Below are 12,934 nucleotides of genomic sequence, written 5' to 3'. Positions count from 1 at the left end.
CGTTAATAAAGTCAGTTTGAATCCTGTATCTTCAAGTATCACGGGTAAGAGATGTCAGCTTTTTCCTTAAAACTATTCTTTATTTCTTTCCTTCCCCGCTAGGTTTAATGATCCGCTTAGGTTAAAATAGGCGGTTTTCTATCCGTGTAACCTAACAATTAAAGTAGACTAATCCATGTTTGAAGTGAACCCGATAAAATTTAAAGTCAAAGAACTCGCGGATCGAACCATATTGCTTCGGGGGTATCTTTGACTACGATGCAAAAAAAGAGCGTCTAGAAGAAGTCAGTCGTGAGCTTGAAAGCGCTGAAGTGTGGAACGATCCGAATAATGCGCAAGCGTTAGGAAAAGAGCGTTCGGCATTAGAGGCGGTAGTGAAAACCATCGATGATATGGACTCGGGTCTTGTCGATGTTGAAGATTTAGTTGAGCTGGCGGTTGAAGAAGAAGATGAAGAAACCTTCAATGATGCAAGCTTGGAACTTGACGAGCTTGAAAAACGTCTCGAAGAGCTTGAATTTCGCCGTATGTTTTCAGGTCCCCATGATTTAGCCGATTGCTATTTAGATATTCAATCGGGATCTGGTGGAACAGAAGCGCAAGATTGGGCTAATATGGTGCTGCGCATGTTCCTACGGTGGGGAGAAGCGCACGGCTTTAAACCTGAATTAATTGAAGTGACTGATGGTGATGTGGCAGGCATTAAAGGTGCCACCATTAAGTTTACGGGGGAATATGCCTTTGGTTGGCTCAGAACAGAAACTGGGGTGCATCGTTTAGTCCGTAAATCACCATTTGATTCAACGGGTAGGCGCCATACTTCTTTTTGTTCTGTTTTTGTGTACCCAGAAATTGATGATTCCATTGAAATTGATATCAATCCAGCCGATTTAAGAATTGATACCTATCGCGCATCAGGCGCCGGTGGTCAGCACGTAAACAAAACAGAATCGGCCATTCGTATTACCCATGTACCCACCAATACTGTGGTGCAATGCCAAAATGATCGCTCACAACATAAAAATCGTGATTCGGCCATGAAGCAATTGAAAGCCAAGCTGTTTGAATTAGAAATGCTGAAACAAAATGCCGATAAACAAGCGGCAGAAGATGCAAAATCCGATATCGGCTGGGGCAGTCAAATTCGTTCATACGTGTTAGATGATGCGCGTATTAAAGATTTAAGAACCGGTGTCGAGAACCGTAACACCCAAAGTGTACTCGATGGTGATTTAGATAAGTTTATTGAAGCAAGTCTAAAATCAGGCCTTTAAGCGTTAACCATAGGTGTTAATTATAGAGGTCTTATCGCTGCACTTCCTTGAGTTGTAGTAAAAAAAGTAAATCCTGATCCATTGATATGGTGTGATCTGTAACATTGACGAGATAAGAAGATGACTGAACAAGTACAAGATGAGAATAAGTTAATTGCTGAGCGTCGTGCCAAACTTGAGCACATTCGCACTCAATGTCCTGCCAATGGTCACCCAAATAATTTTGAGCGAAAACACAAAGCCGCGGATTTACAGGCTGAGTTTGGAAGCAACACCAAGGAAGAGCTAGAAGCATTAGGTCATCAAGTCAGCATCGCAGGCCGTGTGATGGCTAAACGTGGACCATTTCTTGTTTTGCAAGATGTGAGTGGCCGCATTCAAGCTTATGCAGCTAAAGACGTGCAAAAAGCGTTAAAAGCCAAATTTCAAGGGCTAGATATTGGTGATATTATTGGTGTCACAGGTCAGCTGCATTTATCGGGTAAAGGCGATCTTTATGTCAATATGGAAGCGTACCAATTATTGACTAAAGCATTACGTCCATTACCTGAAAAATTCCATGGATTAACGGATCAAGAAACCCGTTACCGCCAGCGTTATGTTGATTTGATCGTCAATGAAGAGTCCCGTGAGGCGTTTATCATGCGCTCGAAAGTCGTATCGGCGATTCGCAACTTCATGGTGAAGAAAGAGTTCATGGAAGTGGAAACACCGATGATGCACACCATTCCTGGTGGCGCATCGGCTCGTCCATTTGAAACGCATCATAATGCTCTTGATATTCAAATGTACCTGCGGATCGCCCCTGAGCTTTACTTAAAGCGTTTGGTGGTGGGTGGTTTTGAGCGCGTGTTTGAAATCAACCGTAACTTCCGTAATGAAGGTTTATCGCCACGCCATAATCCAGAATTCACTATGATGGAATTCTATATGGCCTATGCCGACTACAAAGACTTAATGGATTTAACCGAAGAAATGTTAAGTTCTATTGCAACGGATCTTTGTGGTTCATCTAAATTGCCTTATGGCGAACATACGATTGACTTTGGCGGCCCCTATGCACGTCTTAGTATGTTAGATGCGGTTAAGCTGTATAATCCTGACAATGCCACTATTCAGTCTATGACCTATGAAGAAGTGAAAGATGTTGAGTTTATGCGTAATTTAGCGAAAGATTTGGGCATGACCATAGAGAAGTTCTGGACTTGTGGTCAGCTATTGGAAGAAATCTTTGGTGAAACTGCTGAGCCGCAATTGATGCAGCCTACCTTCATTACCGGTTATCCTGCTGATATTTCACCACTAGCGCGTCGTAATGATGATAATCACTTTATTACAGACAGATTTGAATTCTTTATTGGTGGCCGTGAAGTGGCAAATGGCTTCTCTGAGCTTAACGATGCAGAAGATCAAGATAATCGCTTTAAAGCACAAGTGGATGCCAAAGATGCTGGTGATGATGAAGCCATGTTTTATGATGCCGATTACATTACGGCCCTTGAGCATGGTTTGCCGCCCACAGCAGGTCAAGGGATTGGTATTGACCGTTTGGTGATGTTATTTACTAATACGCATACTATTCGTGATGTGATTTTATTCCCTGCGATGCGCCCACAAGGCTAATGCTGAGGGTAAGATTATTGGATGATATAAATTCGCTTTTAATCGTCAAGTAATCATCACTGAGACAATAAAAAACCAGCTTAATTGCTGGTTTTTTATTGTCAATTTTAAAGGGTGGATTAACTGGGGGTAAATTTATTATCCACTAAAGGCAAGTTCTTAGCTGGTCCTCTAGCATATTTAATGATTTTCTTATGGGCATCACTGTTTGCTAAGGTTTCCATAAACACTTTATATCTACCGTTTTGACTTCGGCCGAGCACTTTACATAGCCAAGCCAGTGAGTCTGCTAAGTAACGATCATCAGTATTCTTATTATCCCATATATATTGAGCCACATGATCGAGAACATGAGATTGAGTTAAAGGGAGTTGAATGGCTTCTCTTGCGGCAGCTTTTATTTGAGGTGCATCATTGCTGATTAAACGCGAGAGTAGATCTTGAAACTGAGGATCAACATTGGCTATATTTTGTGTAGATTGAAATGACTTTTTGTCTAAGACCCACTTGTTTTCATCATATCTGAGTTCCATTGAACCCAAATCTGTATACATAATACGCAAGTTTTGAAATGTTTGAGTGCCGATAAATATACGGCGTTTGTAATGTAAGTATTGACCAACGCCATCGGGTTGACCCAGTATATCAACAACGTGTTCTAATGTGCTGCCAAGATTTATTTGTTCAAACTTTTCCAAATTGGCTAACTTATTTGGAACAAATGTCAGAGTTTGTACTTTGTACTCATCAGCTTTAAAAGATGATCCCGTATTTTTGTCAATATTTCTGAGTGCTTTTTTCAAATACCGTTTAATTTTTTTTGGCTGTTTTTGATTGAGTAACTGTACGAGAAAATGTCTGTATTCAGAATGATTGTATTCAGTGAATGCTTTGATGAGCCAAGCATTGGTATCATCAAATTCATCATGTTTACGATCTGCATTGGCATTTATTGTCCATAAAGTGTATGCCATGAAGTCCCAAAGTTCGGGGTTATCAGGCAGCTCATGGTGCATGGCTTTTGCACCCAGTTTAACTTCTGCGAGGTTTGGACTTTGTAGTAGTCTTGCATAAATGAGCTGTTCATTTTTAAAGGTGGCGTAGCTATTAAAAGAAAGCAAAGTGAGTAAAGCAGATAAGAAAATAGTCCCTATTTTCATGAATGAATCTCCGTATACACAAAATTCCCATTTGTGTATTTTTTTATTATTGTTTATCTTACATTTAGAAAGGGGCTATAATGTCTTAATTCTATTTAATAATCAACTTAATCAGAGTCTTATTAATAATAGGGTCGCTGTTTATACCCGTGATACCTGAAGATGCAGGATTCAGCTGGAATTAAAAGCCTTTTAGGCAAGGCATTGAACAGCGTGCCTAGTCATTCTAAGCTGATGTTCAATAACGCAGTATAAAAGGCTTTTAAACCAGCCCTTTGGGAGTCTGTAAAATCACCTACTTCTGCGTTGTATCACCTTAAAAGGCAATAAGCATTCTTGCAATAATACGCCTTGAATTAGGCACTTTTACAGGCTCTGAAAACATGCATCTTCAGGTATCACGGGTATAGGGTGTCATCGTTTTATTGCTAAGAGCGGGTCTTCAACTCAGGGGTAAAGCCATTGACTTGAGATAATAGGTTTTCTGCTGAACCTTCTGCGTAGTGGGCAATTTTCTCATGGGCATCACTGGTGGCTAACATTTCCAAGAAGGCTTTATAGCGGCCATTATTGCTGTGTCCTAATACTTTGCATAACCAAGCCATCGAGTCTGCCATATATTTATCTTGGGTTGTTCTATTGTTCCACAGGTATTGAGCAAGTACATCGAGTGACTGTTCATCAGACAAGGGAAGTTGCATGGCTTCTCTGGCCGCTGCTTTAATTTGTGGTGCATCGTTACTGATCAGCCTTGAAACGAGATCTTGGTATTGAGGAGGAATATCCATCAGGCTATGGTTAGCTTGTAAAGATTTTTTATCGACAACCCATTTATTTGCATCATACCTGAGTTCCATGGATCCAATATTACTATAGGTTAAACGAAGGTTTTGAAATGTTTGACCGCCAATGAAAAAACGAAATTTATGGTTGAGATATTGACCGACATCATTGGGATCTCCAAGTGTTTTTAAGACAATATCAAGTGTGCTTCCCAATTGTAATTGTTGAAAAAGCGCTTTTGTCGCATGTTGTTGAGGTTGAATCGCGCTGATATCGATAGCTTCGTAAGTTTGAATATCAAAAGAGTGTTGAGAGTTTTTAGGAAGTGACTTGAGTGCCTTTTTTAAGTAACGCTTTATTTTACTCGATTGTTTTTGGGTATTAAGTTCGACTAATAATACGCGATATCTGGGGCTCTTGTATTCAGTGAGGGCTTTAATGAGCCAAGCGTTGGTATCATCAAATTCATCATGTTCTGAGTCGGCATTATTGATTGTTTTCCATAATGTATAAGCCGTAAAATCCCAGAGCACTTGATTATTAGGTAATTCATGGTGCATGGCCTTCGCACCCAGTTTGATATTAGATAAGTGTGGATCAGAGAGTAATTGTGCGTAGATTAAGTCTTCGCCTTTAACGTTGGCATAGCTATTTAGTGAGATAAAGAGGAGTACTACAAAAGTTAATAATTTCATTGTGCCATGTCCTTATGGTGCCGAGTTAAATAGTTACTCTCATTGTGTAAAAATGCGTTATCTTATTTTTTATTTTAACTTTTTATTTTAACTTTTTATTTTTACTGGGAGAGATGTAAAATTATAGCCCATTAAAACAAAAGTGTTAGCGTTAAGGTGTTAGTACAAAAGTGAGGAGGGCTAGGTGAAAGCAGGCTTGTGTCGTTATCAAGCACAATGGTTAACAGATCTTGAAATCCCCTTAGCGAATAAGTTTTATCGCACTCATGGTTTTCGAGGGAAAGCAAAACGATTTGAGCACTGTGCTGTTGTGCGCTTTGAACAAAGTGAGCTGGTTGCTTGTGGGTATATCAGAGGCTGTGGCAATTATAGATTGCTCTCGGGTGTGGCCGTTGCGCCAGCACATCAGAATATGGGAGTGGCACGTCGTTTATTGAAATTACTCTCTCAAAAGTTTGATGAGAAGACGTATGTATTTCCTTATGCCTATTTACATGCTTTCTATGAGTCTTTGGGCTTTTATATTGTAAATAGCAATGATGTTACCTGTGAGGTTCAGCAGCGTTATTTACGTTTTCGTGATCAGGGACGTAATATCATTATAATGGCTTATCGCAGTGAATAGGGGGTTATCTATCGGCGGTAGCTCATGGCATTAGCATAGCGTTAGACAATAATGGCCGAATGACAGGCATAAAAAAACCTCAATAAAGAGGTTTGTTTTTTAACTCATGACATCATCATTGAATTAAAAGTGGTGCCCGAACCCGGAATCGAACCAGGGACACGAGGATTTTCAATCCTCTGCTCTACCGACTGAGCTATTCGGGCAACGGGCGCAATTTAAAAGCTTTTTAGCCTGAGAGTCAACCATTATTTTAAAAAAAGGCCAAAATACGTGTTGAGTGGTTGGGTTTTGTTCGATTTGGCAGTTTTTTGAAGAAGTAAAAGGTTAAGCCCATCTTGAGATGGACTTAATGGTAATTTGAAGTCAACACCCTGTTATTGGGCAACTAGCTCGTTATGAGGAAAGTTTTTTTCTAGCACTAATAGTGCATTACCTTTTAATGTACTTTGCCCTAACTCTCCATAGGCTTGTGCCATAATTTCCAATGCGCGCTCTGTTGAAGGGGTATCCGGATACGTTTCCAGTACCAGTTGAGCACGATTGGCTGCCGCACTCCATGCATTCATTTTTAAATAATATTGAGCCACATGGATAGAATAGCGCGCTAAACGATTTTTTATTGCGATCATTCGTTGCTGAGCATCGGCTGCATACTTGCTATTCGGGTATAACTTAAGTAGTCTGCCGAAATCTTTGAATGCATCTTGCGCAGGTTTTGGATCGCGATCGCTTCTATCGATGTTAAGCATGTCATGAAATAGATAGTCATCAATTTGCATATTGACTAATCCACGCATGTAATAAACATAATCGATATCTTTGTGAGTCGGGTTTAAACGAATAAAGCGATCAATATTCGCTAGGCCTGAAGCAGGGTCATTTAGCTTATAATAAGCATAGATAAGATCCAGTTGAACCTGAGTTTTATGTGGACCAAAGGGAAAACGTGAATCTAAGGCTTCTAATGAACGTACGGCTTTGCTGAAATTACCCAGCTCCATAGAGGTTCTTGCTTGAGAATAGAGCTCTTCAGGAGAGGTTTTATTCAGCGTAAGATCTTCCTTAGGGCTACTGCTACAAGCCACAATGGCCAGTGACATTAGGACTATGGCAGTACTTTTGGCAAATTTATACATACTTGAATTCGATTCTTTTAAAGTTATTGTTAAGAATTTTTCTATTTCACGATAAAATAGAAACGACTTGATTGTAACAGATAGTAAACAATTTTGGACCCCAAAAAGTGGGTACGGTTCCTATGACACAAGAGATTAATCTAAAAAGCGAGATAACATCAACACAAACCGGACAAAGACTAGACCAGACTTTGGCCAGTTTGTTCCCCGATTACTCGCGTACGCGCATCAAAGAATGGATACTATCGGGTGCTGTTTTTGTGGATGGAGTGGTAACAGACAAGCCTAGAATCAAGGTGTTAGAAGGGCAAGAGATTGTTATTCAAGCCACATTAGAAGAAGAAACTAAAGCCGAAGCTCAAGCCATTGAGCTTGATATTGTTTATGAAGATGATCATATTTTAGTGATTAATAAACAGGCTGGTTTAGTGGTGCACCCTGGCGCGGGTAATAGCGATGGCACTTTATTGAATGCGTTATTGCACCATTGCCCTAATATTGAGTTAGTCCCAAGAGCGGGAATTGTGCATCGTTTGGACAAAGATACCACGGGTTTAATGGTGGTCGCAAAAACAGTGGAAGCACAAACACATTTAGTGGCGGCTTTGCAAGCCAGAGATATTACTCGTGAATATGAGGCTATAGTACAAGGTACCATTATTTCGGGTGGTACAGTGGATGAGCCGATTGACAGGCATCCGACTAAGCGAACACATATGGCTGTGGTGTATGATGGCAAACCTGCGATGACCCATTATCGAGTCGCAGAGAAATTTCGCGCGCATACCCGCCTAAGATTAAGGCTTGAGTCGGGTCGTACTCACCAAATTCGTGTGCACATGGCTCATATTGGACATGTGTTAGTTGGCGATCCTGTTTATGGTGGCCGACCTCGTCCGCCAAAGGGCGTGACTCCTGAGTTTTTTGAGACCTACATGGGCTTTAAACGTCAAGCTTTGCATGCGGTTCGGTTAGAACTGGCACACCCTTTCACTTGTGAAATCATGAGCTGGCAAGCCCCTATCCCTGAAGATATGAAAATATTGACTCAGGCGCTGCGTCTCGATACGCAAGAAAACCCATCAGTGATTTAAATTGAGAGGATAATGGCAATGAATTCGACTTGGTTTATTCCTCCAAGTGTCAACATTGCATTTTCAACGCGCTTAGGCGGCGTTAGCTTGCCGCCTTATGACAGCTTGAATCTAGGTGCCCATGTGGGTGATGACCCTAAGTCTGTGGTCACTAATCGACGGTTAATGCAGTCTCAATTAGCATTAACCTCAACACCAGCCTGGCTTGAACAAGTGCATGGTACTGATGTCATTGAAGCGGATAATACTCAAGTTCATAAAGCTGATGGCTCAGTGACTCAAGACATGAAGCAAGTATGTGTGGTAATGACAGCCGATTGTTTACCCGTATTATTGTGTAATAAACAAGGTACTCAGGTGGCTGCGGTCCATGCGGGGTGGCGAGGTTTATGCGATGGGATCATTGAATCGGCTTTAGTACATTTTAAACAAGCAGAGATGATTGCTTATTTAGGACCTTGTATTGGGCCAAAGGTGTTTGAGGTGGGCTCAGAAGTGAGGCAGCAGTTTATTGAAAAAGATGCGGCTTGTACCATTTTTTTCAAACCAGTGAATGACAAATACTTAGCCGATCTGCAAGGTTTAGCCTGTTATCGACTTCAACAAGCGGGCGTGACTGAAGTTTATCAAGATAAGCGGTGTACCTACTTAAATACTGAGACGTTTTTTTCGTATCGCCGTGAGGGGATAACGGGCCGTATGGCTTCATTTATTTGGTTAAGTGAGTAAACCAGCCGAAAATCAGCTGGTGTTTCTTTACGCTACCTTATTTATAAGCACCAGCAGAGTAGTGAAGCTCATAGCTGTGACTATAAATTTCAAGAATATTACCAAAGGGATCTTCTTGAGTTTTATTGAGCATCATATCAATCAACTTTTAGGGGGGGAACTTTTCGGGTTTTCAGGGTTATGACAGTCTAATAAAGAATGGTTTCTCTAACCAAATTCATTTAATTTTAAACCAGCTCTTCGGGAGTGTGCAAAAGCACCGACTTCTACGTTGTATCATCTTAATTAAGGCAATAAGTATTTCGGCCCCTTTGTCTTTTAAAAAGAATACGCCTTGAATTAGGCACTTTTTACGCGCTCTGAAAACAGGCATCTTGAAGTTTCACGGGTTTAGGACTCCACCCCTTGAAATTGACTAATTCTCCCCCATATTTTAATTAACGATTATTTATCTATTTATGCTTGGAGGGGATATGCGACCTGAACGTATGACAAACAAATTTCAAGCGGCCATTTCCGATGCCCAGTCATTGGCTTTAGGCCGAGATCATCAATTTATTGAACCAGTGCATTTAATGATGTCATTGCTGAATCAAGATGGCGGCTCTATCAGTGGTTTACTGAATCAAGCGGGAATTCAAGTGAGTAATTTGCGTTCTTTATTAGAACAAGAGTTAGAAAGTTTACCGCAAGTCTCTGGTGCCAATGCTGATGTTCAACTCTCCCAAGGATTAATTAGACTGCTTAATAATTGCGATAAATTAGCGCAAAAACGTAAAGACAAATATATTTCCAGCGAGTTGTTTGTGTTAGCGGCACTCGATGCAAGCGATCCATTATCAAAAGCCTTGCAAAAGTCCGGTGGTGTTTTTGAAATACTCAATAGCACGATAGATCAAATGCGTGGTGGACAGAATATTGATGATCCTAATGCAGAGGATCAACGTCAAGCCTTGAATAAATTTACTGTTGATTTAACGGAACGCGCCGAGCAAGGAAAACTTGACCCCGTTATTGGTCGTGATGAAGAAATTCGTCGAACCATTCAAGTCTTACAACGTCGGACCAAAAATAATCCCGTATTAATTGGTGAGCCGGGTGTGGGAAAAACTGCGATTGTTGAAGGGCTGGCACAACGCATTATTAATAATGAGGTACCAGAAGGCATCAAAAATAAACGTGTGCTTTCATTAGATATGGGCGCGTTAGTGGCAGGGGCTAAATATAGAGGTGAATTTGAAGAACGCTTAAAAGCCGTGTTACATGAATTATCTCAAGAAGAAGGCCAGGTTATTCTCTTCATCGATGAGCTTCATACTATGGTCGGTGCCGGTAAAAGTGATGGAGCAATGGATGCAGGCAATATGCTCAAACCTGCCTTAGCAAGAGGGGATTTACATTGTGTCGGCGCCACAACATTAGATGAATATCGTCAATACATTGAAAAAGATCCTGCTTTAGAGCGCCGCTTTCAAAAAGTGCTAGTCGATGAGCCGAGTGTAGAAGACACCATAGCTATTTTACGAGGACTCAAAGAGCGCTACGAATTGCATCATCATGTTGAAATCACCGATCCAGCGATTGTTGCTGCGGCAAGCATGTCTCATCGATATATATCAGACCGTAAGTTGCCGGATAAAGCTATCGATTTAATTGATGAAGCGGCCTCAAGTATTCGTATGCAAATCGATTCAAAGCCAGAACCATTAGATCGATTAGAACGCCGAGCAATACAATTAAAGTTAGAAGAACAGGCGTTAAGTAAAGAAGAAGACGAAGCGAGTGTGAAGCGTTTGGACAATTTACGGCAAGAGCTTGTGGAAGTGGAGAGTCGAGCGGCTGAATTAAATGAAGTTTGGCATACCGAAAAAGCGGCTTTGGCGGGCACTCAACACATTAAGTCAGATTTAGAGCAAGCTCGACTTAATTTAGAAGTGGCTCAGCGCGCTGGTGATTTAGCACGTATGTCAGAATTGCAATATGGCCGTATTCCTGAATTAGAAAAGCAATTAGATTTAGCCTCACAGGCTGAAATGCAAGAAATGACGTTGCTGCGTAATCGTGTCACTGAGGTTGAAATTGCTGATGTGCTTTCAAAGGCGACGGGGATCCCTGTTGCGAAAATGCTTGAAGGTGAAAAAGAAAAGTTATTGCAAATGGAGTCTGCTTTACATGATCAGGTCATTGGGCAAGATGAAGCCGTCGATGCGGTCTCTAATGCCATTAGGCGAAGTCGGGCAGGGCTGTCAGATCCGAACAGACCCATTGGTTCCTTTCTATTTCTTGGGCCAACTGGGGTGGGAAAAACGGAATTATCTAAAGCGTTAGCGCAGTATTTGTTTGATACAGAATCGGCATTAGTGCGAATTGATATGTCAGAGTTTATGGAAAAACACTCAGTGTCACGTTTAGTGGGTGCGCCTCCTGGTTATATCGGTTATGAAGAAGGCGGTTATTTAACAGAGGCTGTTAGGCGTAAACCTTATTCTGTTATTTTGCTTGATGAAGTCGAAAAGGCACATCCTGATGTCTTTAATATTTTATTACAGGTATTAGATGATGGGCGTTTAACGGATGGGCAAGGACGCACGGTTGATTTCAGAAATACCGTTGTGATAATGACATCTAATTTAGGCTCTGATGTGATCCAAGAAGGTTTCCATCAACTTAAATATGATGAGATGAAGGAAAAGGTCATGGAGGTTGTGGTACAAAACTTTCGTCCTGAGTTCTTAAATCGGGTCGATGAGTCAGTGGTATTCCATCCTTTAGGGACTGAGCATATATTACATATTGCACGTTTACAGGTTCAAGCTTTAGAACAGCGTTTGGCTGAAAAAGAGTATCAGCTAACTATTACTGATGAAGCGTTACTCTTTATTGCAAAAGCGGGTTATGATCCCATATATGGTGCAAGGCCATTAAAAAGAGCGTTGCAACAGGAAGTTGAAAACCCATTGGCACAAAAACTGTTGAGTGGTGAATTGATGCCATCGAATCCAATTCGCATCGATACTGATGAAAATGGTTTGACGTTTACTCAATAGGGAATGCTTGTTCATTCATCAGATATGGTGCAATTGATATCCCGTTGATCATTTCGATCAACGGGATTTTTCTCTTTTAAATTTGTATCTCAGTAGAACTCATGCTTAAGTTGTTTTATTACTTTATGTTTGTCTTAAATTATGGAGAGAATAAAGATGAAAATTAAATGGCTTGGCGTTGCACTACTATCTCTTATTATAATGGGGTGTTCATCAACGCCTGAATATGGCAGCGTTAAGGTTTCTGCACCTTATATTGGTGCGGGTAATGTAGATTATGAGAGCCTTTATCATTATGGATACTATCGAGGATGCCAAAATGCAGTCGCGACAAAGGAAGGCAATGTTGAATTGATGAAGTCATTTTCTAAAGATACTGTACTTGATGGCTTAAGCAAGTTTGATAAGGGGTGGAATGCAGGAAAGAGTATTTGCCAAGATGGTATCTCGCACTCTCTATTTAGTTTAGAACCCGCTAACTAGTTTCTCTTTATGAACGTTAGAATGAAAGCTATTAGAATGAATAGTGTGATCGCTTTATACTCTTTTAGATAACGTCAAAGCACCTATTCGTTCTAATAACCATAAGAATGTGGCTTTAAATCCCTTTTTAAGTGCCTAGTTGATGTAAAAATGCCAATTTTGATTGTTTGTTGTGCACTTAAAGGGGTTCTTTAAATTAAATGTAAAAAAGCCCTTGCGCTCATTTCAAATCTCCCTATAATGCGCATCCACTGACACGGCAAAGCAGCTTCCTAGAGAGAT

The 12,934-nt window shown here is 40.8% G+C and carries 10 protein-coding genes, 1 tRNA gene and 1 pseudogene; 7 read left to right on the top strand and 5 right to left on the bottom strand.

Going from position 1 to position 12,934, the window contains the following annotated elements; genetic code table 11:
* Positions 1–175: 175 nt before the first annotated feature.
* Positions 176–1,274 (top strand): peptide chain release factor 2 gene (gene prfB / locus Q0779_RS11240; protein ID WP_298772643.1). Its coding sequence is split into 2 segments (ribosomal slippage): positions 176–250 and positions 252–1,274, totalling 1,098 coding nucleotides; the frame shifts between segments, so codons are not numbered across the junction.
* A gap of 120 nt (positions 1,275–1,394) precedes the next feature.
* Positions 1,395–2,897 (top strand): lysine--tRNA ligase, encoded by a 1,503-nt coding sequence (lysS, locus tag Q0779_RS11235; RefSeq protein ID WP_298772641.1) that lies wholly within the window; start codon positions 1,395–1,397, stop codon positions 2,895–2,897.
* 119 nt (positions 2,898–3,016) lie between these two features.
* On the opposite strand, the gene Q0779_RS11230 is transcribed toward lysS, so the two are convergent.
* Both Q0779_RS11230 and Q0779_RS11225 read right to left on the bottom strand, forming a co-directional pair.
* Positions 3,017–4,057, bottom strand: a complete 1,041-nt coding sequence (locus tag Q0779_RS11230) for a hypothetical protein (protein ID WP_298772639.1) — start codon at positions 4,055–4,057, stop codon at positions 3,017–3,019.
* Between the two features lie 428 nt (positions 4,058–4,485).
* Positions 4,486–5,535: a hypothetical protein gene (locus Q0779_RS11225; RefSeq protein ID WP_298772637.1), complete on the bottom strand. Its 1,050-nt coding sequence runs from the start codon at positions 5,533–5,535 to the stop codon at positions 4,486–4,488.
* Positions 5,536–5,719: 184 nt separating this feature from the next.
* On the opposite strand from Q0779_RS11225, the gene Q0779_RS11220 reads away from it, so the two are divergent.
* Entirely contained in the window at positions 5,720–6,160 is a 441-nt protein-coding gene (locus Q0779_RS11220) for a GNAT family N-acetyltransferase (protein WP_298772635.1), read from the top strand.
* 130 nt (positions 6,161–6,290) lie between these two features.
* On the opposite strand, the gene Q0779_RS11215 is transcribed toward Q0779_RS11220, so the two are convergent.
* Together Q0779_RS11215 and Q0779_RS11210 are read right to left on the bottom strand one after the other, a co-directional pair.
* Positions 6,291–6,366 (bottom strand) — tRNA-Phe (locus Q0779_RS11215).
* A gap of 171 nt (positions 6,367–6,537) precedes the next feature.
* Positions 6,538–7,299: an outer membrane protein assembly factor BamD gene (locus Q0779_RS11210; RefSeq protein WP_298772633.1), complete on the bottom strand. Its 762-nt coding sequence runs from the start codon at positions 7,297–7,299 to the stop codon at positions 6,538–6,540.
* A 122-nt stretch (positions 7,300–7,421) separates the two neighbouring features.
* On the opposite strand from Q0779_RS11210, the gene rluD reads away from it, so the two are divergent.
* Both rluD and pgeF read left to right on the top strand, forming a co-directional pair.
* On the top strand, positions 7,422–8,393 hold the full coding sequence (rluD, locus tag Q0779_RS11205; RefSeq protein ID WP_298772631.1) for a 23S rRNA pseudouridine(1911/1915/1917) synthase RluD: 972 nt from the start codon (positions 7,422–7,424) through the stop codon (positions 8,391–8,393).
* Between the two features lie 12 nt (positions 8,394–8,405).
* Positions 8,406–9,122 carry a peptidoglycan editing factor PgeF gene (gene pgeF / locus Q0779_RS11200; RefSeq protein WP_298772629.1) on the top strand — a complete coding sequence of 239 codons (717 nt, stop codon included), beginning with the start codon at positions 8,406–8,408 and terminating at the stop codon, positions 9,120–9,122.
* 37 nt (positions 9,123–9,159) lie between these two features.
* Here pgeF and Q0779_RS11195 read toward each other — a convergent pair.
* Positions 9,160–9,237, bottom strand: a pseudogene (locus Q0779_RS11195) (glyoxalase); the annotation flags it as partial.
* A 358-nt stretch (positions 9,238–9,595) separates the two neighbouring features.
* On the opposite strand from Q0779_RS11195, the gene clpB reads away from it, so the two are divergent.
* Positions 9,596–12,169, top strand: coding sequence for an ATP-dependent chaperone ClpB (gene clpB / locus Q0779_RS11190; protein WP_298772627.1), 2,574 nt, complete (start codon positions 9,596–9,598; stop codon positions 12,167–12,169).
* A gap of 156 nt (positions 12,170–12,325) precedes the next feature.
* Complete coding sequence (locus tag Q0779_RS11185; protein WP_298772626.1) at positions 12,326–12,652, top strand: hypothetical protein; 327 nt, start codon at positions 12,326–12,328, stop codon at positions 12,650–12,652.
* Positions 12,653–12,934 lie beyond the last annotated feature (282 nt).

The sequence above is a fragment of the uncultured Shewanella sp. genome (genome assembly GCF_947491715.1).
Classification (GTDB): Bacteria; Pseudomonadota; Gammaproteobacteria; order Enterobacterales; family Shewanellaceae; genus Shewanella.
The sequence above is the reverse complement of the archived record's forward strand: the minus strand, read 5'-3'. Positions and strand labels throughout refer to the sequence as shown.

Excerpts from the sequence above, each read along its gene's own strand:
- rluD (WP_298772631.1), top strand. The coding sequence starts at position 7,422 with ATGACACAAGAGATTAATCTAAAAAGCGAGATAACATCAACACAAACC.
- Q0779_RS11185 (WP_298772626.1), top strand. The coding sequence starts at position 12,326 with ATGAAAATTAAATGGCTTGGCGTTGCACTACTATCTCTTATTATAATG.
- pgeF (WP_298772629.1), top strand. The coding sequence starts at position 8,406 with ATGGCAATGAATTCGACTTGGTTTATTCCTCCAAGTGTCAACATTGCA.
- clpB (WP_298772627.1), top strand. The coding sequence starts at position 9,596 with ATGCGACCTGAACGTATGACAAACAAATTTCAAGCGGCCATTTCCGAT.
- Q0779_RS11225 (WP_298772637.1), bottom strand. The coding sequence starts at position 5,535 with ATGAAATTATTAACTTTTGTAGTACTCCTCTTTATCTCACTAAATAGC.
- Q0779_RS11230 (WP_298772639.1), bottom strand. The coding sequence starts at position 4,057 with ATGAAAATAGGGACTATTTTCTTATCTGCTTTACTCACTTTGCTTTCT.
- lysS (WP_298772641.1), top strand. The coding sequence starts at position 1,395 with ATGACTGAACAAGTACAAGATGAGAATAAGTTAATTGCTGAGCGTCGT.
- Q0779_RS11210 (WP_298772633.1), bottom strand. The coding sequence starts at position 7,299 with ATGTATAAATTTGCCAAAAGTACTGCCATAGTCCTAATGTCACTGGCC.